Annotated in this window: 19 protein-coding genes and 1 pseudogene; 8 read left to right on the forward strand and 12 right to left on the reverse strand. The window is 68.9% G+C overall.

The window, feature by feature from the left end; translation table 11 throughout:
* Position 1 precedes the first annotated feature (1 nt).
* Positions 2-763, forward strand: coding sequence for a hypothetical protein (locus CCN37_RS27280; RefSeq protein WP_086826182.1), 762 nt, complete (start codon positions 2-4; stop codon positions 761-763).
* Here CCN37_RS27280 and ileS read toward each other — a convergent pair.
* Together ileS and CCN37_RS27290 are read right to left on the reverse strand one after the other, a co-directional pair.
* On the reverse strand, positions 738-3881 hold the full coding sequence (gene ileS / locus CCN37_RS27285) for an isoleucine--tRNA ligase (protein WP_086826184.1): 3144 nt from the start codon (positions 3879-3881) through the stop codon (positions 738-740). The genes CCN37_RS27280 and ileS overlap by 26 nt on opposite strands.
* A gap of 260 nt (positions 3882-4141) precedes the next feature.
* A complete protein-coding gene (locus CCN37_RS27290) occupies positions 4142-5389 on the reverse strand; it encodes a PIN domain-containing protein (protein WP_086826186.1) in 1248 nt (415 codons plus the stop codon).
* 314 nt (positions 5390-5703) lie between these two features.
* Here CCN37_RS27290 and CCN37_RS27295 point away from each other — a divergent pair, with 314 nt between their 5' ends.
* Positions 5704-7332, forward strand: a complete 1629-nt coding sequence (locus tag CCN37_RS27295) for a glycosyl hydrolase family 18 protein (RefSeq protein WP_086826188.1) — start codon at positions 5704-5706, stop codon at positions 7330-7332.
* Between the two features lie 27 nt (positions 7333-7359).
* On the opposite strand, the gene CCN37_RS27300 is transcribed toward CCN37_RS27295, so the two are convergent.
* Positions 7360-8130: a hypothetical protein gene (locus tag CCN37_RS27300; protein ID WP_086826190.1), complete on the reverse strand. Its 771-nt coding sequence runs from the start codon at positions 8128-8130 to the stop codon at positions 7360-7362.
* On the reverse strand, positions 8127-10859 hold the full coding sequence (locus tag CCN37_RS27305; RefSeq protein ID WP_246843345.1) for an AAA family ATPase: 2733 nt from the start codon (positions 10857-10859) through the stop codon (positions 8127-8129). The genes CCN37_RS27300 and CCN37_RS27305 overlap by 4 nt, the downstream gene beginning before the upstream one ends.
* A gap of 169 nt (positions 10860-11028) precedes the next feature.
* On the opposite strand from CCN37_RS27305, the pseudogene CCN37_RS27310 reads away from it, so the two are divergent.
* From CCN37_RS27310 to CCN37_RS27320, 3 genes and pseudogenes are all read left to right on the forward strand, one after another.
* A pseudogene (locus tag CCN37_RS27310) lies at positions 11029-12186 on the forward strand (S8 family peptidase); the annotation flags it as partial.
* Positions 12187-12194: 8 nt separating this feature from the next.
* Positions 12195-13328, forward strand: coding sequence for a S8 family peptidase (locus tag CCN37_RS27315; protein ID WP_086826194.1), 1134 nt, complete (start codon positions 12195-12197; stop codon positions 13326-13328).
* A 335-nt stretch (positions 13329-13663) separates the two neighbouring features.
* Positions 13664-14773, forward strand: a complete 1110-nt coding sequence (locus CCN37_RS27320) for an HNH endonuclease signature motif containing protein (RefSeq protein WP_086826196.1) — start codon at positions 13664-13666, stop codon at positions 14771-14773.
* A gap of 32 nt (positions 14774-14805) precedes the next feature.
* Here the strand turns inward: CCN37_RS27320 and CCN37_RS27325 are convergent, their stop codons facing one another.
* The 3 genes from CCN37_RS27325 to CCN37_RS27335 all read right to left on the reverse strand — a co-directional run bounded on the left by CCN37_RS27325 (position 14806) and on the right by CCN37_RS27335 (position 18165).
* Positions 14806-15357 (reverse strand): DUF1062 domain-containing protein, encoded by a 552-nt coding sequence (locus CCN37_RS27325; protein WP_210408225.1) that lies wholly within the window; start codon positions 15355-15357, stop codon positions 14806-14808.
* Between the two features lie 162 nt (positions 15358-15519).
* On the reverse strand, positions 15520-16422 hold the full coding sequence (locus CCN37_RS27330; RefSeq protein WP_086826198.1) for a serine/threonine-protein kinase: 903 nt from the start codon (positions 16420-16422) through the stop codon (positions 15520-15522).
* 3 nt (positions 16423-16425) lie between these two features.
* A complete protein-coding gene (locus CCN37_RS27335) occupies positions 16426-18165 on the reverse strand; it encodes an N-6 DNA methylase (RefSeq protein WP_086826200.1) in 1740 nt (579 codons plus the stop codon).
* 75 nt (positions 18166-18240) lie between these two features.
* Here CCN37_RS27335 and CCN37_RS27340 point away from each other — a divergent pair, with 75 nt between their 5' ends.
* On the forward strand, positions 18241-19041 hold the full coding sequence (locus CCN37_RS27340) for a PP2C family serine/threonine-protein phosphatase (protein WP_086826202.1): 801 nt from the start codon (positions 18241-18243) through the stop codon (positions 19039-19041).
* 424 nt (positions 19042-19465) lie between these two features.
* Positions 19466-20833 carry a M1 family metallopeptidase gene (locus CCN37_RS27345; RefSeq protein ID WP_210408226.1) on the forward strand — a complete coding sequence of 456 codons (1368 nt, stop codon included), beginning with the start codon at positions 19466-19468 and terminating at the stop codon, positions 20831-20833.
* Between the two features lies 1 nt (position 20834).
* On the opposite strand, the gene CCN37_RS27350 is transcribed toward CCN37_RS27345, so the two are convergent.
* The gene (locus CCN37_RS27350; RefSeq protein ID WP_086826204.1) at positions 20835-21743 is read right to left on the reverse strand and encodes a proteasome assembly chaperone family protein; all 909 of its coding nucleotides are present in this window, start codon (positions 21741-21743) and stop codon (positions 20835-20837) included.
* Between the two features lie 136 nt (positions 21744-21879).
* Between CCN37_RS27350 and CCN37_RS27355 the strand changes: the two genes are divergently transcribed.
* The gene (locus CCN37_RS27355; protein WP_086826205.1) at positions 21880-22635 is read left to right on the forward strand and encodes a sulfite exporter TauE/SafE family protein; all 756 of its coding nucleotides are present in this window, start codon (positions 21880-21882) and stop codon (positions 22633-22635) included.
* Here the strand turns inward: CCN37_RS27355 and CCN37_RS27360 are convergent.
* The 4 genes from CCN37_RS27360 to CCN37_RS27375 form a co-directional block, all read right to left on the reverse strand.
* Positions 22613-23161, reverse strand: coding sequence for a GNAT family N-acetyltransferase (locus CCN37_RS27360; protein ID WP_086826208.1), 549 nt, complete (start codon positions 23159-23161; stop codon positions 22613-22615). The genes CCN37_RS27355 and CCN37_RS27360 overlap by 23 nt on opposite strands.
* 27 nt (positions 23162-23188) lie before the next feature.
* The gene (locus CCN37_RS27365) at positions 23189-24571 is read right to left on the reverse strand and encodes a DUF4153 domain-containing protein (protein WP_143261838.1); all 1383 of its coding nucleotides are present in this window, start codon (positions 24569-24571) and stop codon (positions 23189-23191) included.
* 336 nt (positions 24572-24907) lie between these two features.
* Positions 24908-25903: an ATP-binding protein gene (locus tag CCN37_RS27370; protein WP_086826212.1), complete on the reverse strand. Its 996-nt coding sequence runs from the start codon at positions 25901-25903 to the stop codon at positions 24908-24910.
* The gene (locus tag CCN37_RS27375; RefSeq protein WP_086826214.1) at positions 25900-26559 is read right to left on the reverse strand and encodes a response regulator transcription factor; all 660 of its coding nucleotides are present in this window, start codon (positions 26557-26559) and stop codon (positions 25900-25902) included. The genes CCN37_RS27370 and CCN37_RS27375 overlap by 4 nt, the downstream gene beginning before the upstream one ends.
* Positions 26560-26606 lie beyond the last annotated feature (47 nt).

Genomic DNA, 26606 nt, shown 5'->3' on the forward strand with positions numbered 1-26606 from the left:
GGTGACCCGTTGGCTCCCGCCCCTGTCCTTCGCGCTGCTCGTGACGCTCTACGCGGTGCTGCGCAATGTGTTCCCGTTGCGCGACTTCACCGAGACCCGCCGCGACGAGACGTGGTGGGCGGTGTTGAACCTGGGCGTCTTCGACCGCGCCGACGACAACCACGTGCCGCCGCTGCACTGGAGCACCCTCGGCCTCGCCGTGCTCGTGCTCGCGGTCGCCGTGGGCTGTTCCTGGTGGAAGCACCGGGGCAACGCGTGGCTCCCGCTGCCGATCTTCCTGGTCTTCCTCGCAGTGCTGTCGGCGGTGAAGTCCCTGTCCTTCAACAACATCGCCGTTGCGATGGGTTTCGTCGTGGTGGGCGTGGCGCTGATCTGCCTCGCGCTGTACCTCTACCGCCGCGACCGGTGGTGGGGCCTGGCCGGAGTGCTCGGGGCGAGCCTGGCCGCGACGGTGTTGCGCCCGGTCGACGGGTTCATGCTGGTGGTCTTCGCGGTGCTGATGGCCTACGCGGTCGCCGAGCGCAGCGCCGTGCTCGCCGCAACCTCCGCCGTGTACCTCGTGGTGCTGTGGTGGCCGCAGTGGACGATCGACTACGGCGGCGGGTTCCAGATCCTCACCCAGGAGCAGTTCGACCAGCTGAACGTTTTCTGGCTCACCGCAAGGGTTTACCTGGGCCCGGTGGTCGTCCTGCTCCTCGGCGCGCTCGTCGCTGCGAGCGCGCCGAGGTGGAGTAGGACTACTGCTTCGCAACCGCCACAGTGACCTTCACGCTGTCACCGACGGTCCCGGCGAAGCCCTCGACGGGCGCGTAGGAGACCGAGGTGGCCAGGGTTTCCTGAGCCACGAACGCCTCGTGCGCCTTGACCGCGGCCTCGACCTCGGCGGGCGCGTCCACGGTCAGCGAGATGCGGTCGGACACGTCGAAGTCTGCGTCGCGCCGCGCCTGCTGCACGATCCGCACCAGGTCACGCGCGACACCCTCAGCGGCCAGCTCGGGCGTGACGTCGGTGTCGAGCAGCACCAGGCCGGAGCCGCCGGGCAGCTCAGCGGCTGCGCCGGAGTCCTTCGCGACCAGGCGGCGGTCGTACTCCGTCTCCAGCAGCTCGATCCCGGCAGCGACCACGGCGCCGGAGCCGGAGGTGGTCCACTCCCCGGCCTTCACCGCCTTGATCACCTTCTGCACGTCCTTGCCGAGGCGAGGCCCGGCCGCGCGGGCGTTGACCGCGACCTCGAACGCGCCGTGGGTGGCCACGTCGGTGTCCAGCTCGACGGACTTCACGTTGACCTCGTCGCGGATGATGTCCGCGAACTCCTCAAGCGCCGCAACGTCTTCGGCCGCGACGAGCAGGCGCGACAGCGGCAGCCGCACGCGCAGCTTGTTGGCCTTGCGCAGTGACGACGCCGACGAGCACACCTGGCGCACGCGGTCCATCGCGGTCACCAGCGCGTCATCGGCCGGAACCGAGTCGGCGGCGGGCCAGTCGGTCAGGTGCACCGAGCGCTCGCCGGTGAGCCCGCGCCACACCGCCTCCGAGGTCAGCGGCAGCAGCGGCGCGATGACCCGGCAGGTCACCTCCAGCACGGTGTGCAGCGTGTCGATCGCGTCCTTCTCGCCCGCCCAGAAGCGGTCGCGCGACCGGCGCACGTACCAGTTCGTCAGCACTTCGAGGAACTCGCGCACCGACTGGCACGCGCCCGCGACGTCGCAGACGTCCATGCCGCGCTGCACGTCCGCGACGAGCTGGTTGGTCTTGGCCAGCACGTAGCGGTCGAGCACGTGCGTGGAGTCCGTGCGCCACGTGCCCTCGACGCCCGCCGCGTTCGCGTACAGGCTGAGGAAGTACCACGAGTTCCACAGCGGCAGCACGGCCTGGCGCACCGAGTCGCGGATACCGCGGTCGGTGACGACGAGGTTGCCGCCGCGCAGGATCGGGCTCGCCATGAGGTACCACCGCATGGCGTCGGCGCCGTCGCGGTCGAAGACCTCGTTGACGTCGGGGTAGTTGCGCAGTGACTTCGACATCTTCTGGCCGTCGGAGCCCAGCACGATGCCGTGCGAGACGCAGGTGCGGAACGCGGGCCGGTCGAACAGCGCCGTGGCCAGCACGTGCAGCAGGTAGAACCAGCCGCGGGTCTGGCCGATGTACTCCACGATGAAGTCACCGGGGTAGTGGTGCTCGAACCACTCGGTGTTCTCGAACGGGTAGTGCACCTGGGCGTACGGCATCGAGCCCGAGTCGAACCACACGTCCAGCACGTCCGGCACGCGGCGCATGGTGGACTTCCCGGTCGGGTCGTCCGGGTTGGGCCGCGTCAGCTCGTCGATGAACGGGCGGTGCAGATCGGTCAGGCGCACGCCGAAGTCGCGCTCCAGCTCGTCCAGCGAGCCGTAGACGTCCGTGCGCGGGTACGCGGGGTCGTCGGAGACCCACACCGGGATCGGCGTTCCCCAGTACCGGTTCCGCGAGATCGACCAGTCACGCGCGTTCTCCAGCCACTTGCCGAACTGGCCGTCCTTGATGTGCTCGGGGTACCAGGTGATCTCCTGGTTGAGCTCCACCATGCGGTCCTTGAACGCGGTCACCTTCACGAACCACGAGGACACCGCGCGGTAGATCAGCGGGTTGCGGCAGCGCCAGCAGTGCGGGTAGGAGTGCTCGTAGGTCTCGTGGCGCAGCAGCACGCCGCGCTGCTTCAGGTCCTTGATGATCTGCGGGTTGGCGTCGAAGACCTGCTGGCCCGCGTAGTCGCTGACCTCGGCGGTGAAGCGACCCTTGGAGTCGACGGGCGTGACCGGCACGATGCCGACCGCGTCGGTGACCGCCTTGTCCTCCTCGCCGAAGGCCGGCGCGATGTGCACGATGCCCGTGCCGTCCTCGGTCGTGACGTAGTCCGCCGCGAGCACACGGTGCGCGCCCTCGTGACCGACGAAGTACGGGAACGGCGGCTCGTAGCGCAGGTCCAGCAGCTCCGCGCCGGTGTGCCGCGAGACGACCTCGGGGTCCTCGCCCAGCTCCTTCGCGTAGGCGCCGACACGCGCTTCCGCCAACAGGAACCGGCGGTCGTCCTCGGTGCGCACGACGACGTAGGAGACCTCGGGGTGCACGGCGGCGGCGAGGTTCGACGGCAGCGTCCACGGCGTCGTGGTCCAGATCAGCAGCTGCGCGCCGTCGACGGGGGAGTCGTTGCCGGACAGGCGGAACCCGACGGTGATCGCCGGGTCCTGACGGCTCTTGTAGACGTCGTCGTCCATCCGCAGCTCATGGTTGGACAGCGGCGTCTCATCGCGCCAGCAGTACGGCAGGACGCGGAAGCCCTCGTAGACGTAGCCCTTGTCCCACAACTGCTTGAAGGCCCAGAGCACCGACTCCATGTAGCTCACGTCGAGCGTTTTGTAGTCGTTGTCGAAGTCCACCCAGCGGGCCTGCCGGGTGACGTACTCCTGCCACTCGTCGGTGTAGCGCAGCACCGACTCGCGGCAGGCCGCGTTGAACGCCGCCACGCCCATCTCGTCGATCTGCGACTTGTCGGTGATGCCCAGCTGCCGCTCGGCCTCCAGCTCCGCGGGCAGGCCGTGGGTGTCCCAGCCGAAGCGGCGCTCGACGCGCTTGCCGCGCATCGTCTGGTAGCGCGGCACGATGTCCTTGACGTAGCCGGTCAGCAGGTGCCCGTAGTGGGGCAGGCCGTTGGCGAAGGGCGGGCCGTCGTAGAAGACGTACTCGTTGGCGCCGTTGACCCCGGCATCGCGCGCGTCGATCGTGGCCTGGAAGGTCTTGTCGGCCTCCCAGTAGGCCAGGACGTGCTTCTCCAGCTCGGGGAAGGACGGCTGCGGCGCGACAGCGCCCTGGTTCTGTTCGGCGCTCGCCTTGGGGTAGGCCATCGTGGCGCTCCTCGCGGTTCGTCTCGTGCACAAACCGCGGGGACGAAGCCCCGCCGTGCCCGGCGCGCTCCGCGGTACCACCCCGCTTGCCCCGCGAACGGGGCCACTCTTGACAAGGCTGTGACGGGCCGACCCGTCCGGTTCTACTGAGGGCTGGCCCCGTTCTTCCGGAGGCTCCCCGGTGATGTCCGGATCAACGCCTGTGGGGCCAAGGCTAACGCGCGGTGTCACGCGGATTTCCTTGACCCCCCGGCGTCGGTTCACGCGGACTTGGCGAAGAGTGCGACGAGTTGGGGAGTGACCCTGAAGCCTGTGGCGTATCCGGCTCCGAGACTGGAGTTGGCGTCGTCGTAGACGGCAGTCAGCGCATCCGGGGCGATCGCGGAGAGCATGCCTTCGGTGCGGAGGTACTCGGTGATCCGGTTGACCGGCCGGGTGAAGCCCCGAAGCAGACGGTTCTCGTGAAACTCGCCGAGAGCGTAGACGGTCTGCCGGTTGATGAATCCGCCGTTCTCGGCGGCGACGGCGATCGTGTCAGCCTGAGCTTTCCACCCCTCCGATCGCAGTCTTTCGAGCAGGAGGTCGGCTGCTTGCTGGGTCCAGCTCGCTTCGCCGTCGGATGCGGACTCGGCCACCTGTCCGACATCGGAGAAGGAGTTCTCGCTCACCGCGACGGAGAGCGCCACACTCGCTCGCTTGAGGAAGTCGTCCGTGCGCAGCATGTACAGGCTTGAGCCCGAGTTGCTCCGGAGTTCTTCTGCCAGCTCCGTCCGAGGTCCCCTGCGGCTGCGGTCTTCGTAGCGCCACCAGTCCTCCTTCACATCGGCGGTTACCAGCAGCACGCTGCTCGCGGATCGCAGCTTCGACTCGATGAGGACCTGCTTCCAGATCAGGTAGTCGCCGGGGCGGGTGTCGCGAAATCCGGGAGGAACTTTGGCCTCGCGTCTGCGCGCGGCCTCTTTCACGGCCGCGTTGTGCTCGTCGTCCGGCAGAGGAGGTCCCACGCGGTTCTGGAGGATGTTCTCCAGCCTTTCGAGAACCGCGTCGTCGCCGGTGTCTTTCGTGCTTGTCGGATCGCCGTCCGCCAGCTGCCTGACTGCGGTGAGCGTGTTGCCCCAGTTCTCGTCGGCTTCTCGTATCAGCCTCTCCTTGTCCGCCGGGCCGAGGCTGATCTGATTCGCCCAGGTTCGGATGACCTGTCTGGTCTCTTCGTTCAGTGAGGTCAGCTCTTTGATCGTGCCCTGGGTCTTTTGCGGATCGTTCAGCACTGACTCGCGATTCTTCCAGAACTCGACGAGGACCTGGTGGGGTATCCACAGGCGGTCACCAAGCTTCTCCAGTGTTTCGAGAAGTGACCTGCTCGTCTCCGACCTGACCCGGTAAAGGCTGAGCAGCACGTTCGTGTCGAGCACGACGACGCCCTTGGTCATCGCCTCTCGGTAGTGATCGGCGGTCGGCGTCCGGTACGCCTCGAACCCGTCGTACAGCCCTCTGCCTCGTGATGACACGTCGCCTCCAGGGTGGTCAGCAGTACCTGGTTCGTCCGCGGCCGCGGGTCGCTCGTTATCGACGAGTCTGTTTCGTGGGTGCGGCTCGACGTGGTCGTGACCTCACATCTGCACATGCCTGAAGCTCGCGCGGCGCGCCGCTTGCGTCGCGGGCTGTCGCGTGCTCTGCGTCCGTGGTTCCAACGGGGCAGCCGGATGGGCCGTTCGGCGGCAATCGGGTCGCGAAAGGGGCTCGCGTCTTGACCTCGCGGTGGTCTAGACCACATCTTTGGCCAACTTGTCCGCGCCGCCGCCCGGTTCGGAATGAGGAATTGATGACCAAGGTCAGCCCGACGACCCGCCTGCGGGGTCGAGCATCAGCAAGGCACCTTGCCTCCTTGTGTTTTGGCGTTGTGACCGCATTGGTTCTGGGGTTGATCGCTGTCGCACCGGCCAGCGGTGCCACCGGCGTCACCGCCACCTTCTCGAAGTCCTCGGACTGGGGTTCCGGGTACGAGGGCAAGTACACGATCACCAACGGCGGCACCTCCGCCATCAGCTCGTGGACCGTGGAGTTCGAGCTGCCCGCCGGGCACACCGTGGGTTCGGTGTGGGACGGCGCGAAGACCACCAACGGCAACCGCGTCACGGTGAAGAACACGTGGAACGGCAACGTGGCCCCCGGCGCGTCGGCCAGCTTCGGCTTCAACGCCACCTACTCCGGCAACTCGGGCAACCCGGTCTACTGCCGCATCGACGGCGGGACCTGTGACGGCACGGGTGTCACGCCGACGACGACCACCCCGCCGCCGACGACGACCACGACGAACAACCCCGGTCCGAGCGGCAAGATCAACCTCGGGTACTTCGCGCAGTGGACGGTCTACGCCCGCAACTACCACGTGAAGAACATCCACACCTCGGGCTCGGCCGCGAAGCTGACGCACATCAACTACGCCTTCGGCAACGTCAGCAACGGCCAGTGCGTGATGGGCGACCGTGACGCGGACATCGACAAGTTCTACGACGCGGGCGCCAGTGTCGACGGCGTGGCGGACAGCTGGGACGCCGGAGCGCTGCGCGGCAACTTCAACCAGCTGCGCAAGCTGAAGAAGATGTACCCGCACATCAAGGTGCTCTACAGCTTCGGCGGCTGGACCTGGTCCGGCGGCTTCGGCCAGGCCGCGCAGAACCCGGGCGCCTTCGCCGAGTCCTGCCAGAAGCTGGTCGAGGACCCGCGCTGGGCCGATGTCTTCGACGGCATCGACATCGACTGGGAGTACCCGAACGCCTGCGGTCTGACCTGTGACAACAGCGGGTTCGGCTCGTTCAAGGTGCTCTCGGAGGCGCTGCGCGGCCGCTTCGGCTCCAGCTACCTGGTCACCGCCGCGATCACCGCGGACGGCAGCAACAACGGCAAGATCGACAAGGCCGACTACGGTGGCGCCGCGGCCTCGCTGAACTGGTACAACGTGATGACCTACGACTACTTCGGCGGCTTCAGCCCGCAGGGCCCGACGGCCCCGCACTCGCCGCTGACCTCCTACCCGGGCATCCCGACCGACGGCTTCAACTCGGACGCGGCGATCCAGAAGCTCAAGAGCAAGGGCGTTCCGGCGTCGAAGCTGTTGCTGGGCATCGGTTTCTACGGTCGCGGCTGGACCGGCGTGACCCAGGACGCCCCCGGCGGCAGCGCGACCGGGCCGGCCCCGGGCGACCAGGGCGAGGCGGGCATCGCCGACTACAAGACGCTCAAGACGCGTTGCCCCGCGACGGGAACCGTCGGCGGCACGGCCTACGCCAAGTGCGGCAACGAGTGGTGGAGCTACGACACCCCCGCCACCATCGGCGGCAAGATGAACTACTCGAAGACGCAGGGCCTCGGCGGAGCGTTCTTCTGGGAGCTCTCCGGAGACACCTCCAACGGTGAGCTGATCACCGCGATGAGCAACGGTCTCAGGTAGTTCCAGCCAGACGCGGGGCCGGTGGTGTCAGCCACCGGCCCCGTTCCACATCCCCGTCACGCGATCATGCTTGACCTGCACGGGAAACGCCCTCGGCCCGGGATCGTTGGGCCGCCACCCCTGTGGCGCCAGGCCGATCTCCACGCCGTAGGGGCCGGTCCCGGTGACGCGACCGGTCCAGAACGGGCTCCGGTCGAGCAATTGAGCGCACAGCTCCCACGGCGGCTCGGTGATCGTCCCACCGTCCTCGACACCGAGCGCGCTCGCCGCGAGCAGGGCGAGTAATCGAGCGAAAACCCTTGGTGCAACTGAAGAATCGTCGCTGCGAACGCTGAGGTAGCTGTCGTGCTCGCTGTGCAGGTGCGTACCGCGAAGGTCCCCGCGCGCGACCGCTTCGGGGGCCAGCTCACCGGTCCAGTCCACGATGTCGACCCCGTAGAGGGTCCAGTCCGAGAAGAAGGCGCGCAGGTCCTGGCGTGCCAGCACGAGCAGCGGTGCCGCGTCACCGATGTCGTGCGCCACCGAGGGAACGTTCTGCTCCTCGGCGATCTCGTGCGGGCGCAGGCTGCGCAGGTCCTCGTCCAGCCAGCTGTTCTGGCCGACGTTGAGCACCGCGACGTTCTCGGCCCACGGCAACGCGTCCACGATGTCGTAGGCGGTCGACGCCGTGCCGTGCACGAGCCAGGTCCCGCCCTGCTGCACGACCTCGATCGACAGCGGGAAGGCCGCCGAGCCGATGCCCGCCCGCTTCACGTCGAAGGCGTTCCACTGGTCGATCCGCACCTCGCGCCCGCTCACGTGAGCAGCTCGCCGCGCGAGCTCACGCCGAGCTTGCGCAGTGCCCGTGCCACGTGCTGCTCGACCGTGCGTGGAGAAAGGAACAACACCTCGGCGATCTCCCTGTTCGTCCGGCCCTGCGCCAGCAACCGCGCCACATCCTGCTCCCTCGGCGAGAGCTCGTTGCCGTAGCCCCGCCTGCCGCGCCGCGAGGGCGTTCCGCCGCCGAGCCCGCGCAGCAGGTGCCTGCACCGCGCGGCGTCCCTGGTCGCCCCGAAGTCGTCGAAGGTCTCGGCGAGCGCGGCCAGCTCCTCCTGACTGCGGTCACCGCCCATGCGGCACAACAGTTCGCGCTCGGTCGCCAGCGCGGCGAAGTACGGCGCGCCGATCTTCTCGTAGCGCGTGGTCGCCGCGCGGTGCAGCTCGATCGCGCCGGAGCGGTCGCCGCGCGCCTCGGCCAGCTGAGCCCGGCAGGTGAGCAGGGCGGCAGTGGGCAGCGGCGCGTCCAGCCCGGCGATGCCGGTTTCCAGATCGTCGACCACCCGGTAGGCGTCGTGCTCCCGCCCCGTGCCGAGCAGCGCGGTCACCGCGACCGGGGCAATATCGCCCGACCAGGACCAGATCCCCTTGTCCCGCAGGAGCTTCAGTCCGTCATCCGCGGCCTGCGCGGCGGCTTCGGGCTCGCCCTTGGACAGCCACATCCTGGTCAGGCCCGCGCACGCGTCGATCGCCACCGGCCCGATTGCCTCGCGCGGCCGAGTCACCCCCGTCGCGGCGAACCACCGCGCGGCCTCGTCCCATTCGCCGCGCGCCACCGCGAGCAGGCCCAGCACCAACGACAGCTCGCTGGCGACGGGGAACAGGTCGTGGTACTCGTCGAGCAGCCGCACGCAGCGGTCCGCCAACCCGGACCACGCGCCGGTGAACCAGTCCAGCCGGGCCTGAGTCGCCCGCGCGGTGCTCACCACGAACGGCGCTCCGCAGTCGTTGGCCAGCCGCAATCCGCTGACCAGAAGGCTGCCCGCCCACTCGTAATGGCCGATGGAAGCGCACGCGTCCGCGAGGTTGCAGTGCGCCCGCGCGAGCTGCCGTTGCTCGCCCTGCGTCGCCACGTCCTCGGGCAACGCGGCGAGCAGTTCCCGCACTCCGCCGCCCTCGCCGATGTGCAACCGCGCCGGAAGATGGCTCGCCAGCAAGGAAACACGCAGTTCGGGGTCGACGCAGTCGAAGACTCCGTCGTGCAGCTGCTTCTGCCAGCGCCGCAACACGGGCAGCTGCGCCGAGCCCAGGAACGGCTGCGCCAGCACGGCGACGCCCTTGACCGCGAGATTCGGTCGCTCGGCGAGTTCGCGCACGGCCAGCTCGATCTCGGCGAGCCCGGCGGAGAGATTGCCGTCCTGGCGGATGAGCAGCATTCCCAGGAACAGCCGCACTTCGCCGCGCACGGCCGTGGCCAGTCGACGGTCACCGAGCAGCCGTCGCAGCGTCGTGATCGGGTCGAGCTGGTCAATGCCCACGTGCGCGGACTGGCCCAGTCGCACGGCGAGCCGGTTCACGTCGGCCGCCGCCAGCTCAGGCTCCTCCAGCAGGCGCTGCAAGAGATCCGTCGCCGTGGCGTGGTCGCCGGACTCCGTCGCCTGTGCCGCCGCGGCTTCCCCGTAACGCATCCAGTTCGTCAGCACTCCGGCGCGGCGGCTGTGCTCGGCCAAGCGCAGCAACGGTTTCGGCTCACGTCGTTCGAGCACGCGCAGTGCGCGGAGGTGCAGCTCGCGACGGTCCGGACCTGCCACGGTGTCGTGAACCGATTGCTGGGCAAAGGAATGCCGGAAGCCGTAGCGGCAATCGCCCACCTCGCGGAGCGCTCCGGCGGCGAGCGCGGCGGTCAGGGCCACGCGGCAGCGCTGCGGTGTCAGGCCCGCGACCTCGCCGATGACCTCCGCCGTCTCAGCGACGCCGAGCACCGCCGCCGCCTGAGCGACGCGGTTCGCGGTGATCGGCAGCCGTGCCAGCCGCTCCAGCACGTCCTCGCGCACCATCGGCGGAACGCCGTCGGAGCCCCAGCGCAGCGCCTCCTCGACCACGAACGGGATGCCCGCGGTGCGCTCGTGCAGCACCTCGGCGGAGACGGGTTCCTCGCCGATGAGAGCGCGCACTTCGGCAATGGTGAAGGGCCGCAACGAGATCTGCGTGCGCGCAACGTGTTCCGGCGGGCGACGACCGCCCAGCCCGCCGGGCAGCTCCTCGCGGCGGAAGGTCACCACGACGGCCAGCTCCGGCGGCGGATCGGTGATCAGAAAGCCGACGAGCTGCCTGGTGTCGTCATCGGCCCAATGCAGGTCCTCGATCACCAGCACCGCCGGGCCGAGCGAGGCGAGGAGTTCGCGCACGGCGCGGAAGATCCGGTGCCGGTCGAACCGTCGATCGCCGACCGGAGCGGGCTCCGGAGGCAATAATCGCGTGATCTCGGGTAGGAGTGTTCGAAGCACTCCCGTTATCCGACTGGGCTGTTCGGCCGTTTCCGTTAGACCGTTCAGCGCATCAAGAATCGCGCCGTACGGGAACGGATGGCCGCAGCGTCCCATGAGGACGGTGCGGTCGACTCGGTCAAGTGCTTCCCTGACCAGGCGACTCTTGCCGATCCCGGCCTCGCCCTCGACCACGGCGAACGCGGCGCTCCCGCGCGGCAGCAACAGCGCGCGCAGCGATTCCAGTTCCGCGGTGCGGCCGACGAACACCGATGAGCGCGTCACGTGTCCACCTCCGGTTCGCTCGCGGATAAGAATCCGTATGCCTACGTATGCCTACCCGGATTGTTCGAACGGGAGTACCCGTCAGAAGGTGATGACTGCGTGGCTGTCAGTTAACCCCTGCAAGTTGACCCCCTGCCCGACGGCCACCTGTGTGAACGGAGTGCGAACCATGCGACGTCAGAAGATCGCTGCCGCCACCATCACCGCCCTCGCGGCCCTCGTGGTGACCGCGGGCCAGGCTGGCTCCGCGCCCGCCGAGGGCTCGATCCGCAACGCCAACCAGCCCACCTCGGTGCCCGGCAGCTACATCGTCGTGCTCAAGGACGGGCCCGGCATCAGCTCCGCCGGTGTCGCCTCGAAGGTCGGCGCCGCGGTCGAGCGCGAGTACACCGCCGCCCTGCGCGGTTTCTCGGCGAGGATGGACGAGAGCGCCGCCAAGCGCCTCGCCGCCGATCCGGCCGTCGAGTACGTGGAGCAGGACGGCTACGCCTACGCCAGCGACACGCAGAACAACCCGACGTGGGGCCTTGACCGCGTCGACCAGAAGAACCTGCCGCTGGACAAGAAGTACAACTACGCCACCAAGGCGGAGAACGTCACCGCGTACATTGTGGACACTGGCGTTCACAAGGCGCACAGCGACTTCGGCGGGCGCGCCAGCGACGGCTACGACTTCATCGACAACGACGCCGTCGCGCAGGACTGCAACGGCCACGGCACCCACGTCGCCGGAACCGTCGGCGGCACCACCTACGGCGTTGCCAAGGGCGTCAAGCTCGTCGGCGTCCGCGTGCTGAACTGCCAGGGCTCCGGCCAGTGGTCGCAGGTCATCGGCGGCATCGACTGGGTCGCCAAGAACGCCAAGAAGCCCGCTGTCGCCAACATGAGCCTCGGCGGCGGCGCGAACTCCTCCATCGACGACGCCGTGCGCAAGGCCATCCAGTCCGGCGTGACCTTCGGCATCGCCGCGGGCAACAACAACGGCGCCGACGCCTGCAACACCAGCCCCGCGCGCACCCCCGAGGCGATCACCGTCGGCTCCACCGACAACGCCGACAACCGGTCGTCGTTCTCCAACACCGGCCGCTGCCTGGACATCTTCGCGCCGGGTTCGAGCATCACCTCGGCGTGGCACACCGGCGGCACCAACACCATCAGCGGCACCTCGATGGCCACCCCGCACGTCGTCGGCGCCGCGGCGCTGTACCTGGCCGGCAACGCTTCCGCCACCCCGGCGCAGGTCGCCACCGCGCTCACCGGCGCCGCCACCAACGGCGTCGTGAAGAACGCGGGCAACGGCTCCCCGAACAAGCTGCTCTTCACCGGGGCGCGGTAGTGAAGCTGCTCGCGGCGGTGCTCCTGCTCTCCCTGGGAGTTCCGGGCACCGCCGGGGCAGCGGCCGACTTCGTCCCGGCGAAGAACCCCGTGCCCGGCAGCTTCCTCGTGTCCCTCAAGGACGGCCCCTCCGCGGCTGCTTCGTTGACGCAGAAGTACGGCGGGACCGTGAAGTCGGTGCTCACCGTGGCCATGAACGGCTTCGTCGTTCGCGGCCTGTCCGACGGAGCCGCTCGCCGCATGGCCGCAGACCCGTTGGTGCGCAAGGTTTTCCAGGACGGAACCGCGCGTGTCGCGGACACGCAGACGAATCCGACCTACGGCATCGACCGCGTTGACCAGCGGAACCTGCCGCTGGACAAGAAGTACACCTACAACACCACCGCGTCGAACGTGACCGCGTACATCCTCGACACCGGCATTCGCAAGTCGCACAGAGACTTCGAGGGCCGCGCGGCGGACGGCTACGACTTCGTCGACGAAGACCCCGTCGCCCAGGACTGCAACGGCCACGGCACCCACGTGGCCGGGACGGTCGGCGGCAAGACCTGGGGTGTGGCGAAGAAGGTGAAGCTCGTCGCGGTCAGAATCCTCGGCTGCAACGGCAGCGCGCCGGACTCCGACGGCGTCGAAGGCATCGAGTGGATCGCCAAGAACGCCGTGAAACCCGCGGTGGTCAACGGCAGCTTCACCTTCGACACGCCGGGTATCGGTGACGAGGCGATCGGTCGACTGACCGCGGCCGGAGTGCCGTTCGTGGTCGCGGCGGGCAACAGCTCGACGGACGCGTGTACGGCCGGACCGGCCCGGGTGCCCGCGGTGATCACCGTTGGTGCGACGGACAGCTCTGACAACCGGGCGTTCTTCTCGAACTACGGGCGATGCTTGGACATTTTCGCGCCCGGGTCGGGGATCACGTCGGCGTCGCATTCGAGCGACAGTGGTACGGCGACGATGAGCGGGACTTCAATGGCCAGTCCGCATGTTGCTGGAGGGGCTGCTTTGTGGCTTTCTTCGCATCCTGGGGCTACGCCTGCGGAGGTTTCGGCGGCGTTGGTAGCTGCTGGGACACCTGGGGTTGTTCGGAATCCTGGGAGTGGGTCGCCTAATCGGTTGCTGTATACGTTGGGTTGAGGTTTGCGTTTGGGGGCGTCCTCTTTGGGGGGCGCCCTCTTTTTTAGCTCTTTCCAGCGGGGTGCGGCTGGTCTGCCCGGTTGGGTTGGGTTCGCGGGGGTGTGGATGGGGTCGGCTTGACCTGGGGGCCCCTTGCGCGTGCCCCTGGGCCTTACAGGGGCACGGGTGGTGAACCCGGCCCTCGCGTGAGCGTATGGCACGCGCACCCCAGGTAAAGCCGACCATTCCAGCCGCGCGTTCTGTTTCGCGGGGGTTGCGTTTTCGGCGTGGCGGGCGCCTGGGATTTCATCCTTTAGGGCCATGATCGACTATTTAAAAGGCGTAGAATAGAAGGTATGGACGAAGCTGACGTAAAAGCGGCGTACGCGGCCATCTCTGAAGCTGTCGCGACGTTCTCCGCAACGCTGGTCGACTACCTCGCGGGTTTGGATTCTCGTGATCGTGAGTTTGCCGATAACTTCATCGCGCCCGTGTTGAAGGTGTCGCCCATCAAAGCGGGTCGGTTGATCGATAGCGCGGTGGAGTTGGTGGAGCACCGCGTGGTCTTCGAGGCGATGGCCGAAGGCCGAATTGACCAGGGCAAGTCACTCATGATCCTCGACCTGTTGCGTACCCTCCCCGCAACCCAAGCGGCGATCGTCGAGGAAGCCCTGGTCACCCACGCAACGACCAACACCTACTCCGCGACCCGTCAGTACGGTGTCCGGTTCATCCACCGCCTCGACCCCAAGGCCGCCGAACGTCGCCATGCGGAGAAGCACAAGGCCCGTTTGGTGGAGAAGTTCAACCTCGAAGACGGCATGTCCTCCCTGCGTCTGACGATGACTGCCCACGACGCCGCCCTGTCCTACGACCGCGTTGACCGCATCGCTAAGGCCTTGCCCAAAGACGATCGCACGCTGGATCAGAAGCGCTCCGACGTTGCCCGTGACCTGTTGCACGGTAAGGAAACTGCAGCGCCGCAGGGGCAGACGGTGGTGTACTTGACGATGCCGGTCACCTCAGCGCTGGGTTTGACTGACGATCCGGGGATGCTCACCGGCTACGGCCCCCTCCCCGCACCCTTGGCGAGGGACATCGCCGCCGGTGGCGTCTGGAAGCGGATCTTGACCGACCCGGTCACCGGCATGGCTGAAGAGATCAGCGATGTCTACCGCCCGACCGCCAAACAGCGCGAACTCATCGCCGCCCGCTATCCGACCTGCACCGCGATCGGCTGCAGACAACCCGCTCACCGCTGCGACTACGACCATTGCCGCCCCTACAACGGCTCGAACACCACGATCACGAACCTGCGACCCAAATGCAGGCGTCACCACCGCATGAAGACCCACACCAACTGGCAGTGCGCCAACGGCGAAGACGGCGTCCACACCTGGACCACACCCAGGGGCCACACCTACGAAACCAAGCCCGAACCCATCGCCGAACCGGCACCTTTCTAGGGCCCCTCCACGGGGAGGGGCCCTAGAAAGACTCAGCGCTTCAGCGTGAACGTGAAGTCATCGGAGAGCTTGCCGCTCAGCCGCACGGCCGAAACGAGCTTCCCCTCCGCGATCAGTCTCTCGACCTCACCCCGCGACAGACCGCAGCCCTCGGCGATCAACCGCACCGGTCGGACAGGTATCCGTGCCGCGAAGCGCACACGGACGTCAATCACCTCGCGATCCGGCAGGGAATTGCCGCCGGTGTCGAGCCGCCAGGTGTTGTCCCAATCCAGGGTGAAGCGGTTGCGGCGCTGCACATCCGGGGCTTGGAGCAGTTCGGTCACGAGGCTGGGGTCGTTGTCGTGCCATCGGTTCAGCAGTTCTGGACTGATCGAGCGCACGTTCGCGCGCTCGGCGAGCCGGAGCTTCGCGGTGTCACCGCACACGGTGCAGAGCACGAGGAGCCAGGCGTCGAGGACCTTGTGATGGGCGTTGACGCGGAACTTGCCGCTCGCCTCGAAACGATCGGAAGCGCACACGTGACAATGCCGGACGACGAGCGGAGGGCAGGTGGGAACGACCACCCATTGCAGTTCGAGCACAGGAATACACCCGTTTCAGTGAGAAATCCGCAGCAAGAAGAAGCGCGGCGGCGCTAGAGCGCGGCGCGCACGTGCTCGGGAGGTCTCACTAGGCGTACAACGGCACATCCCTGGCTGGACAACTCGGTCAGCGGGACCGTAGCGGCGCGGGGGCGGGTGGGGCTAGCGGTTTTCCGGCTCCGCCTGGCCGACAACGCGGGCGTACATCCGGCCAGGGCTCGGAGTGGTCGGCGGAGTGAGGAAACCCGGTAGGGAAGGCACATTCGCGGCGAAGGGTCGCAGCCGCTGGTACAGCTCGACGGCGTCGGCGGGGCGGTGCTCGGGGTCCTTCTCCAGCAGTTGGAGCACGAGCGCGTTGAGCTCCTGCGGGACGCCGAGGACGGCGGGAGGCCGCTCCTTCACCTGCTTCTCGAAGATCGCGTAGGCGGTGGGGCCGGTGAAGAGCTGGTGCCCCGTCAACATTTCGTGCAGCACGCAGCCGAGGGCGTAGAGATCGCTGCGCGGACCGGCGACACCGCGCTGGATCTGCTCGGGAGCCATGTACGACGGGGTGCCGAGGAGCTGGCCGGCACGCGTGAACTGGGCGACATCGCTCTCCCGAAGTACGGCGAGACCGAAATCGAGCACCTTCACGCTGCCGTCAGGGCACAGCATCAGGTTGGTGGGCTTGAGATCCCGGTGACAGATCGCCAGCGCGTGCGCGGCCGTCAGCACGGCGCACGCCTGCGCGGCGACGGACGCGGCCCACGGGACGGGAACGGGACCGAGCTCACCGACGAGATCGGAGACGGTGACGCCGTCGATGAACTGCATCACCTGGAACAGCCGGTGATCCACGGTGCCGAAGTCGTAGAGCACGGGCGCGCCAGGATGCTCCAAGCGAGCGAGGATGCGCGCCTCGCGGACGAAACGCCGCTCAAGCTCGTCGTCGGGACCACCGGGCAACTGGAGGAACTTCACCGCGACGCGTCGGTCGAGGTGCTTGTCGTGCCCCCGGTACACCGCGCCCATCCCGCCGCGCCCGAGCGGCAGGTCTTCGAGCAGATAGCGGTCGGCGACGAGCATCCACTAGCTCCTCGGTCCCAGGCTGCCATCGACGAGTCCGTCGAAGCCTAGCCGGACAAGCGCCTGCCCGGCGGCGGCGGTCTCGCGCAGCGCGTCGGCCAGCTCGGCGAGGCGGCGGAACGCGGCACCGTACGCGCGCTGCTCGGCGAGGGAGAGCCGGGGCAGCTGCGTGCGTCGCGCGTCGACGCGGCTGGAGCCGAGGTGAGCGCGGTGGTCGCCCGCACGCAGCGCTCCGGCGAGGAAGTCGGCGTCCATCCGCTCGGGGTCGACCCGGTACGCCGCGAGGTGCGCGCCGAGCGTGACCGGCGCGGTGGCCACGCGCGCGATGCCGAGCGGCGAAGCGATCACGTCGCCGGGCTCGGCCGTGACCAGGTCGGAACCGCCAGCGCGGCCGGTCGGGGTGAGGCCGTCGGCGAGGTCGTCGAAGGTGAGCACGAGCTGGTCGCCGTCGCTCATCCTGGCGGGGGAGTGCCGCACCGACACCAACCCGGCCTTCAGCAGCTCGCCGAGCGTCGTGGTGGGCAGCGACCTGCGGCGCGCGAACACGTCAAGCTCGGGGGCAGCCGCTGGTGCCAGGTCGCGAAAGCGTTGCAGCGCAGAGGAGAACTCGCCGCCGAGATCGCGGTTGCCGCCCCGGTGCCGCGCCGGGCTGACGTCCACGTCGTCATCGAGGAGGTCGATGATGCGGACCTGGTCACCGGCATCGAGGTTCACTGTGGACAGATCGGCGTCGGCCTCCATCAGGATCAGCTGGGACGGCGGGCGTTCCTGCGGCTCCGGGCGGCGCAGCAGCCACAGGTCCGAGCCCGTCGCCGGGAGCGTCACCACCGCGCGCAGTGCCCCCGCGCGCAACAGGTTGCCTCGGATGCGCCGACCGGGACGACGGCTCGCGGCGGCGCTGGGCAACAGGATCGCGACGCGTCCGCCGGGCCGCACGTGCGCGAGGCAGTGCTGGACCCACGCCAGCTCCGGCTCCCCGCGCGGCGGCAGACCGTACTCCCAGCGGGGGTCGCCGGTCAGCTCCGCATAGCCCCACTTGGTGTCGCCGAACGGCGGCTCGCACACAACGGCATCGGCCTGAAGGTCGGGGAAACCGTTCTGTCGCAAGGAATCCGCGCACACGACTTCGGACGAGAGCCCGTGCAGGACCAGGCGCGCCTCGGCGATCTTGGCCTGCACGGGATCGATGTCCTGGCCGAAAACCCGGTCGGGAGAGCCGCCGAGCAGCAGTGTGCCCAGTCCGCACGCCGGGTCCAGCACCGTGCCGGTGCCCGCGCCCGTCAAGCGGATCATCAGCTCGGCGACCTCGGGTGAAGTGACGGTCAGCCGCCGCGAGTGCGCCTCCACGTAGCGCTCGCAGAGCAGGTCGAGCGCGGTCGCCGGGCCGTTCTCCCTGGCCAGGTCGAGGATCGCCTCGGTGTCGTTGGGCATGGCGCCCGCGGTGAAGAAACCCGCCTCGCGCAGCAGCAGGACCGCGGCCGAGGCGACCAACTCGCCGAGCCGGAGATCGTCGCCCTCCGCGCGCAGCCGCTGCCACGCGCGGTCGGCGAGGGACAGCTCGTAGGACTTGCCGTTGCGGCGCAACCAGTCCTCGACCTCGCGCAGCGAGAACAGCGGGCTGGTCGCCGTGCCGCCGACCGGCTGCGGGAAGTCCTCGTGGCGGCGCCGCCAGTTGCTCACCGCGGCACGGCCCACGTCGACGAGACGCGCGATGTCACCCGCGTTGACCGTGGCCTCACTCATCCGCCCAATGTAGCAGCGCGCGCATGCACAGCCGACTTGCTTGTGAACTCAGTTCACAGGTGTTCTACTGGGGGCATGACACACAGCTTGCGCGTCGCGATCGGCTCCGACCCCGGGCCGCACCGAGCGGAGAACGAGGACTCCGCGCTGTTCGGCCGGAGCCTGCTCGCGGTCGCCGATGGCATGGGCGGTCACGTCCACGGCGAGGTGGCCAGCTCGGCGACCATCGGCGCCCTCGTCGACCTCGACACCTGGACCGAGGGCGTTGACCTGCGCGAACGCGACACGCTCGGCCTCGTCCGGGACGGCGTGGCCGAGGCGGCGCGCCGACTGGACGTGCTGGCCGACGCCGATCCCGAGCTGCGCGGCATGGGGACCACGGTCACGGCGCTGCTCTGGGACGGCAGCGGCTTCGCGGTGGCCCACGTCGGGGACTCGCGCGCTTACGTGCTGCGTGACGGCCTGCTCGGCCAGATCACTCACGACCACACGATGGTCCAGTCCCTCGTCGACGCGGGGCGGCTCACGGCGGAGGAGGCCGAGCGGCACCCGCGTCGCTCCGTGCTCATGCGCACCCTCCAGGCGGGCAACGCCTTCGAGCCGGACCTGTTCCGCGTCGACGCCCACGTGGGCGACCGCTTCCTGCTGTGCTCCGACGGCCTGACCGACGTCGTCGGCGACCACGCCGTGCGCGAGGCGCTGGCCTCCGCGGCCGAACCGGCCGAGGCCGTGCACTGGCTGATCACGCTGGCCGTGCGCGCGGGCGGGCCGGACAACATCACCTGCGTGGTCGCCGACGTGGTGCAGGAGGAGACTCCCGCCGAGCGGATCACCGTTGGCGCACACCGTCTTCTCGGCTCCCGCGCCGCGAGCTGAGCGCGCCGCGCCGGGTTTGCCGGTCTTCAAAGCCCTTCGTTCGATCACCGCGAACCCCGGCGTGGCAGACGGGTGTGCTCCACTGTCGATCATGACCAACCAGCACGAATCCACGTGACGCGAGGGTTTGTGGTGGTTGAAGACCGCCGCAGCGGGGGTTGGGGGGCTTGAAGACCAGCAAACCCCCTTGTCGATCATCGTTGACCGCCGCGTACCCCGCGTGAGCCGAGGGGAGCCGCCGCCAAACCGGCGCGGGCGAGGCGTGCCGACGATGGGGCCACGGCGCCGAGGGCTTGAAGACCGGCGAACCCGAGGGCGTGCAGGGCGTCGCGGCCAGGCTTCGGCGCGGGACGAATGCTCGGCCGCCTACAACCGCGCGTCACGCTGACGGCGTACAAGACGCGTGAAGCACATTCGTCATCTCGTGGCACTGGCCCTCGCGCTGGTCCTCATCGCGCCGCCCGCGCACGCGGCCGGGCTCGGCGACCCGATCTTCCCCAACGACGGCGACACCGGGTACCGCGTCACCCACTACGCGCTCGACTTCGCTTGGCAGGCACCGAAAAGGCCGTTCGAGGCCACCGCGACCGTCGAGGCCGAGGCGACGCAGGCGCTGTCGAGCTTCACCCTCGACTTCGCGGGCAACCAGCTCCGCGAGGTCACAGTGGACGGTGCCGCCGCGACGACCAAGCGCGTGGGCGACAAGCTCACCGTCACCCCGGCCAAAGCCGTTGCAGCACGACAGCGCTTCACCGCGACCGTCCGCTACACCGCCGATCCGACCTTGCAACGCAGGCGAAGCGATGCGATCAGCGTCTACGGCTGGATTCCCACGCCCGACGGCACCGTCGTCTACCCGCAGCCCAACGGCGCGCGGCTGATCTTCCCCAACAACGACCACCCGAGCCAGAAGGCGCCGATCTCGATCACGATCTCCACCCCGGCCGACATCACCGCCGTGGCGACCGGAACCCTGAAATCCCGCACGGCGATCGCCGGGAACCGCGTTCGCTGGAGCTACGACTCGCCGCAGCCCGTCGCGACGCAGCTCATCGGCCTCGCGATCGGCAAGTTCACCGTCACCAACAGCACCGGGCCCAACGGGCTGCCGCTGCGCGACGTCGTACCGACCGACCTCGTCCAGCAGGTCGAGAAGTACCGCACCCGCACTCCCGGGCACCTGGAGTGGATGGAGAAGCGGGTCGGCAAGTACCCCTTCGACAACTACGGAATCCTTGTGGCGCACACGGATCTCGGTGTCGCGCTGGAGACGCAGACGCTGTCGATGTTCCCGGAGGGCGACCTCGCCGGCTCCGAGAGCGCGGCCGAGAAGGACATGATCCACGAGCTCGCGCACCAGTGGTTCGGCAACAGCGTCACCGTCCGGCAGTGGTCGGACCTGTGGCTCTCCGAGGGCCACGCGCAGTTCTACCAACGCCTCTACGCCGCCGAGAAGGGCTGGGAGAACCTGGAGTCGAAGATGCGCGAGATCCACTCGCAGCACGACTCGTGGCGCTCCACCTACGGCCCGCCCGCCAAGCCGACCGAGCCGAAGCTGTTCAGCCGCATGGTCTACGACGGTTCCGCGCTGGTGCTCTACGCGCTGCGCCAGAAGGTCGGCGCCGCCACCTTCGAGAAGATCGAGCGCGCGTGGGTCGCCCAGTACCGGGACAAGGCGGCGAGCACGGCCGACTACATCGCGCTGGCCTCACGGGAGTCCGGCACCGACCTGACGGCCTTCCTCCGCTCCTGGCTCTACGACGCCAAGACCCCGCCCATGCCCGGCTGGTAGCTCACTTGCCGTCGGACTGCTCGGCGAGGAAGCGCTCGAACTCCTCGCCGAGCTCGTCGGCGGTGGGCATGCGCTCGTTGGACTCCGCGAGCAGGCTGCGCTCGCCGACCGCCTCGGTGAAGGTGTCGTACTGGCGCTCCAGGCCGCGCACGACCTCGGAGACCTCGTCGGACTCCGAGACCTGGCGCTCGATCTCCTCGTTGGTGCGCTCGGCGGCTTCGCGCAGGCCTCGGTCGGGCAGCTCAAGAGCGGCGACGGAGCCGACGGCGTCGAGCAGGCGCAGACCCGCCTCGGGGTAGACCGACTGCGACAGGTAGTGCGGCACGTGCGCTGCGTAACCGATCGCGTCGTGACCGGCCTCGCCGAGACGCAGCTCCAGCAGAGCGGACGCGCTGCCCGGCACCTGGATGCGGTTGAAGACCTGGGCGTAGTCCGCGACCAGCTCGCCACGCGTCGCGTGCGCGGTGACGCCGAGCGGGCGGGTGTGCGGAGTGCCCATCGGGATGCCGTGGAAGCCCACGGTCAGCCGGACGCCCCAGCGCTCGATCAGGCCGCGCACCGCCGCGATGAAGCGCTCCCACTGGTTGTCCGGCTCAGGGCCGGTGAGCAGCAGGAACGGCGTGCCCGCGGTGTCGTGCATCAGCCGAACGACCAGCTCGGGAGCCTCGTAGGCGGCCCAGTGGTCGGTCGCGTAGGTCATCGCGGGGCGGCGTGAGCGGTAGTCGATCAGGGAGTCCACGTCGAAGCGCGCGATGACACGGCCTTCGAGCGAGTCCACCAGGTGCTCGGCCAGCACGCGACCGGCGCCGCCGGCGTCCATGAACCCGTCCAGGTTGTGCAGCAGCACGGCGCCGTCGAGGTCGGGGACGTCGGAGTCCACCTCCACCAGCTGTTCCGGTTCCAGTGCCACCGCTGCCTCCCAGTACCCGACCGACTCTTGCTCTTGCCTCTGCTGATCCCCAACGCGTGAAGGTGGCGGGGCATTCCTGTGATCCTGCTCGCCCGCTTACCGCGCCCGGACCGTTCAGCATGCTAAGGATTGCACGGTGATCTGGTGGCACGCGGTCGTCATCTTCGTCGCCGGGGTCTGGGCGGGCACGATCAACACGGTCGTCGGCTCGGGGACCCTGGTGACCTTCCCGGTGCTCGTCGCGCTCGGCTACCCGCCGGTGACGGCGACGACGTCCAACGCGATCGGCCTCGCGCCCGGCACCATCAGCGGCGCCATCGGCTACCGCGAGGAGCTGCGCGGGCAGGGCCCGAGGCTGCTGCGTTTCAGCGCCGCCTCGCTGCTCGGCGCGATCGGCGGCACCGTCCTGCTGCTGTCGCTGCCCAAGGACGCCTTCGAGGCCATCGTGCCGGTGCTGGTCGGCCTGGCCGTGGTGCTGGTGGTCATCCAGCCGCGCGTGTCGAAGTGGGTCGCCTCCCGCAAGAGCGCGGCCGCGACCGGCAGCGGCTTCCTGCTGCTGTTCCTGATCTTCCTGATCGGCATCTACGGCGGCTACTTCACCGCCGCTCAGGGCGTGATGCTGGTCGCGGTGATGGGCATGCTGATGGCGGAGCCCCTGCAACGCCTCAACGGCATCAAGAACGTGCTCTCCGCGGTGGTGAACGTGGTCGCGGGCGCGATCTACGCCTTCGTCGCGCCGGTGAGCTGGCCGGTGGTGGGCCTGCTCGCCGCGGGCTCGGTGCTCGGCGGCGTGCTCGGCGCGAAGATCGGCAGGAAGCTCTCGCCGACCGTGCTGCGCGGGGTGATCGTCGTGGTCGGCGTCGCTGCCGTCATCCACCTGCTCGTGCAGTGAGCCACTCGTCCTTGGTCAGCGCGTACTCGACCTCGCCGTGCTCGGTGCCGGGCAGCGGGTCCTCGAACTCCTCGTGATAGGTGCGGATGTGCTTCAGCCCGCACTTCTCCATCACGCGCCGCGACCCGGAGTTCACGAACATCGTGTTCGCGGTGACGCGCTGAAGGCCCGCCTCGCGGAAGCCCCAGCCGATCAGCGCGAGTGAGCCCTCGGTCGCGTACCCCTTGCCCCACGCGGACTTCCGCAGCCGATAGCCCAGTTCGAGCTCGCCATCCGGCGCGCCCTCGTTGGGGCTGAGGGCGAACCAGCCCAGGAACTGGCCATCGCGGTCCTCGGCCGCCCAGTAGCCGGAGTCCTCGCGCAGGAAGCCCGGCAGAATCCGGTTCTCGACCTCTTCGCGCGGGGTGGGCACGCTGTCGATGTAGCGCATGACCTCGGGGTCGCCGTCCAGCTCGACGAGTTTGTCCACATCGGACTCGGTGAACCGGCGCAGCACCAGGCGTTCGGTCTCCAGGAAGACGTGCATGGGCAGATGGTCGCACGGGCCCTCCACTCAATTACGGAACGAGACGTCTCGGCACGGCACGGGCTGCGCGACCAACCAACGGCGTGCTTGTGAGCGGGCGAGGTTGAACTCCCGCAGGCTGTCCGGGTTTCTCTCCAGCTCGCGCGTGGGCCAGCTCAGCACGCACGTGCGCTGCGGCTCGGGCAGCCGTGCCAGCGCCGGTGCCGCGTCGGCTGACAGGCCCAGCAGGTAGTGGTAGTCGATGCGCCCGATCCGCTCGTAGCGGTCCAGGTTGCGGTCGGCGATCAACCGCTCCGGGTTCAGAGCTGCGAGCCCGAGCAGCGTCGCCATCGCGGTGGCCACCACGACGCCCGGCAGCCACGATCCGCGCAGCCGCACCCCTGCCGTGATCACGAGGAGGTAGACCAGGCCCAGCCACAGCTCGCAGGTGAGCACCAGGACGCGCAGCACGGTGAACCCGTACTCCTGCTGGTAGATCCACATCCGGACGGCGGCGCCCGCGACGATCACCAAGGACAGCAACGACAAGGCCCCCAGCAGCGCGCGCAGCCAAGCCCGGTCAGCGGACGTTTCCCTTGGCGCCAAACGAGAAGCTAGCGCGATCACGCCGAGGGTGAGTGCCGTGACGACCAGCAGCTGCCAGAAGCCGCGGCGCGCGTACTCCGCGTAGGACAGGTCGCCGACGACGCTGAACAACGCGGGCAGTTGCACCGAGACGAAGGCCGCGAACAGCAGCACGAGCACGCTGATCGGCAGCACCCACTCGATCCGGCGGAGGCTGATTCGCTTCACCTGAAAGGAAGAATCCGCTTGCGGTTGGGTCAGCGCCCAGCACAGCCCCGTCGTGAACAGCGCGGCCAGCACGAACACCGTGACCGACGTGAACGACGAACCGTCCACTGTGGGCACGAGGTTCTTCACGAGTGCTTCGAACGCCGGGTCTGCGCTGACGAGCAATCCGCCGAACACGACGAGCAGCACCACTGACACCGCGATCGCGAGTATCGTCCTCGTGTTGCCGCGCGGACGAATCGCTTGGACGCCGCGCTTGATCCAGTGCAGTCGCGTCAACGCGTTGATCGGCGCTTCGACCGCTCCGCGCAAGGAAGTTCCGGCCACCGCGAGCGACGCCGCGGCCAGCGCCGTGAGCACGCACAGCGTGAACAACCACCGCGAGTCGCGGAACACGCCGACCGCGATCAGGGCCACCGCGAACACCGCCCAGACCGGATTCCTCTTCCTGGCGCTCGTTTCCGTGCACCGCGCCGTGACGATCACCGCGCCCGTCACCGCCAGCGCCGCGACCAGCCAGCCGAGCCCCGGGCGGCCCGGGCTCAGCGCGAGCGCCGCGACGACGCCGCTCGTGACGACCGCGGCCAGCACCGGAGGAGCCGCTGCTTTGCTATCCACTGCTTGTTTATCCACTGTGGACACTCCTTGTCTTGGGCAGGGTTGAACGCCTCAATGACTCATTCATGTGGTTGAACGGACTGAACGAGTCATTCAGGTGGTTGAGCGTGCTGAACGAGTCATTGAGGTGGTTGGGGGGAGAGCCCTGAACGGGTCGTTTGGTGCGTTGAGCGCACTGAACGGGCCGTTCAGGGCTGGGGAGAACGCCCTGAACGGGTCGTTTGGGTACTTGAACGCACTGAAAGGGTCGTTCAGGGAGTTGAAGTACCTGAAGGGGTCGTTCGGGGAGTTGGGCGCACCGAACTAGGCGTTGATGTTGGGCGTGGAGGAGGGGAGTCAGGGGGAGGTGGCGGGGAGGGTTACGCGGATGTGGCTGCCGAGGGCGGCGATGGTGCCGCCGTGCAGGTCGACGATCCAGCGCGCGATGGCCAGGCCGAGGCCGGTGCCACCGCCACCAGCGCGCTCGCCGCGGGTGAAGCGCTCGAAGACGCGGTCGCGGTCCTCGGGTGGGATGCCGGGGCCCTCGTCGTGCACTTCGAGCACCAGGTCGGCGCCGCGCGTCGAAGCGACGAGCCGGACGGAGCCGTCGGGAGGGCCGTGGCGGGCGGCGTTGTCGAGCAGGTTCACGACGACCTGGTGCAGTCGTGCGCGGTCGGCGTGGACGGTGGCACCGGGAGCGACGACGAGCACGAAACGGGCGGAGGGCGCCATGACGCGGGCCTCGGCGACGACGGACTCCAGCAGCGGCTCGACGAGGAAGACGGTGCGGTCCAACCTGTGCGCTCCGGCGTCGATGCGGGAGAGGTCGAGCAGCTCAGCGACCAGGTTTCCGAGGCGCTCGGTCTGCGCGAGCGCGGTGCGCATGGTCGCGGAATCAGGCTGTGTCACGCCGTCCACGACGTTCTCCAGCACGGCGCGCAGCGCGCTGATGGGCGTGCGCAGCTCGTGCGAGACGTTGGCGATCAGGTCCCGGCGTTGCTGGTCGGCGCCGCCGAGGTCGGCGGCCATGCGGTTGAACGCGGTGGCGAGCTGGCCGACCTCGTCGCGGGCGGTGTCGCGGACGCGGCGCTCGTAGTCGCCGCGCGCCATGGACTTGGCGGCGGAGGTCATCTCGCGCAGCGGCCGGGTCATGCCGTGCGCCAACACCTGCGATGCCACCAGAGCGATCAGCACGGCGGTCAAAGCGGTGCGTGGTGGCAGCCAGCCGATCTGGTACCAGAAGAACAGCAGAGAGACGGTGATCGAGCCGGCCACGACGACGCCGAGCTTGAACTTGATCGACGGAACGCCGTCCAGCGGGCGCGGAACGCGGTCGAGCCAGGCGCGGATCACCGGGGCACCTCCAGCGCGTAGCCGACGCCGTGCACGGTGCGGATCAGATCGGCGCCGAGCTTGCGGCGCAACGCTTTCACGTGGCTGTCGACCGTGCGGCTGCCGTTGGCGTCGCTCCAGCCCCACACCGCGCGCAGAAGCTGTTCGCGCGGCAGCACGGCGCGCGGGCGTTCGGCGAGGCAGACCAGCAGGTCGAACTCGGTGGGCGTGAGGTGCACCTCCTCGCCAGCGCGGTGCACGCGCCGCTCGGTGGCGTCGATGCGCAGGTCGCCGAGGTCGGGCGCTGCCGCGCGGCTGACCCGGCGCAGCAGCACCCGGACCCGGGCGGCCAGCTCCCTGATGGAGAACGGTTTGGTCAGGTAGTCGTCGGCGCCGACCGCGAGCCCGACGAGCATGTCGGCCTCGTCGTCGCGCGCGGTCAGCATGAGCACCGGCACCGGCCGCGTGGCCTGGACGCGCCTGCACACCTCAAGGCCGTCGAAGCCCGGAAGCATCACGTCCAGCACCACGAGGTCGGGCAGGGTCTCTTCGGCGAGGCGGACCGCGGTGGGGCCGTCGTGCGCCAGCTCCACCGCGAACCCCTCGGCCCGCAGCCGGTCGGCCACCGAGGTGGCGATGGTCAGATCGTCCTCGACGACCAGCACTCGCTGCTGCATGGACCCGACTCTAAGCACCGGATGTGGTGCTCACGCGGCCGAGTTGT

It is taken from the genome of Allokutzneria sp. NRRL B-24872 (assembly GCF_002155965.1).
Classification (GTDB): domain Bacteria; phylum Actinomycetota; class Actinomycetes; order Mycobacteriales; family Pseudonocardiaceae; genus Allokutzneria.

Bases quoted from the DNA above. Each gene is read 5' to 3' on its own strand.
- CCN37_RS27330 (WP_086826198.1), bottom strand. From the start codon at position 16,422: ATGCTCGTCGCCGACCGCTATCTGCTCGAAGACCTGCCGCTCGGGCGC.
- CCN37_RS27375 (WP_086826214.1), bottom strand. From the start codon at position 26,559: ATGCAGCAGCGAGTGCTGGTCGTCGAGGACGATCTGACCATCGCCACC.
- CCN37_RS27335 (WP_086826200.1), bottom strand. From the start codon at position 18,165: ATGAGTGAGGCCACGGTCAACGCGGGTGACATCGCGCGTCTCGTCGAC.
- CCN37_RS27295 (WP_086826188.1), top strand. From the start codon at position 5,704: ATGACCAAGGTCAGCCCGACGACCCGCCTGCGGGGTCGAGCATCAGCA.
- CCN37_RS27340 (WP_086826202.1), top strand. From the start codon at position 18,241: ATGACACACAGCTTGCGCGTCGCGATCGGCTCCGACCCCGGGCCGCAC.
- CCN37_RS27320 (WP_086826196.1), top strand. From the start codon at position 13,664: ATGGACGAAGCTGACGTAAAAGCGGCGTACGCGGCCATCTCTGAAGCT.
- ileS (WP_086826184.1), bottom strand. From the start codon at position 3,881: ATGGCCTACCCCAAGGCGAGCGCCGAACAGAACCAGGGCGCTGTCGCG.
- CCN37_RS27360 (WP_086826208.1), bottom strand. From the start codon at position 23,161: ATGCACGTCTTCCTGGAGACCGAACGCCTGGTGCTGCGCCGGTTCACC.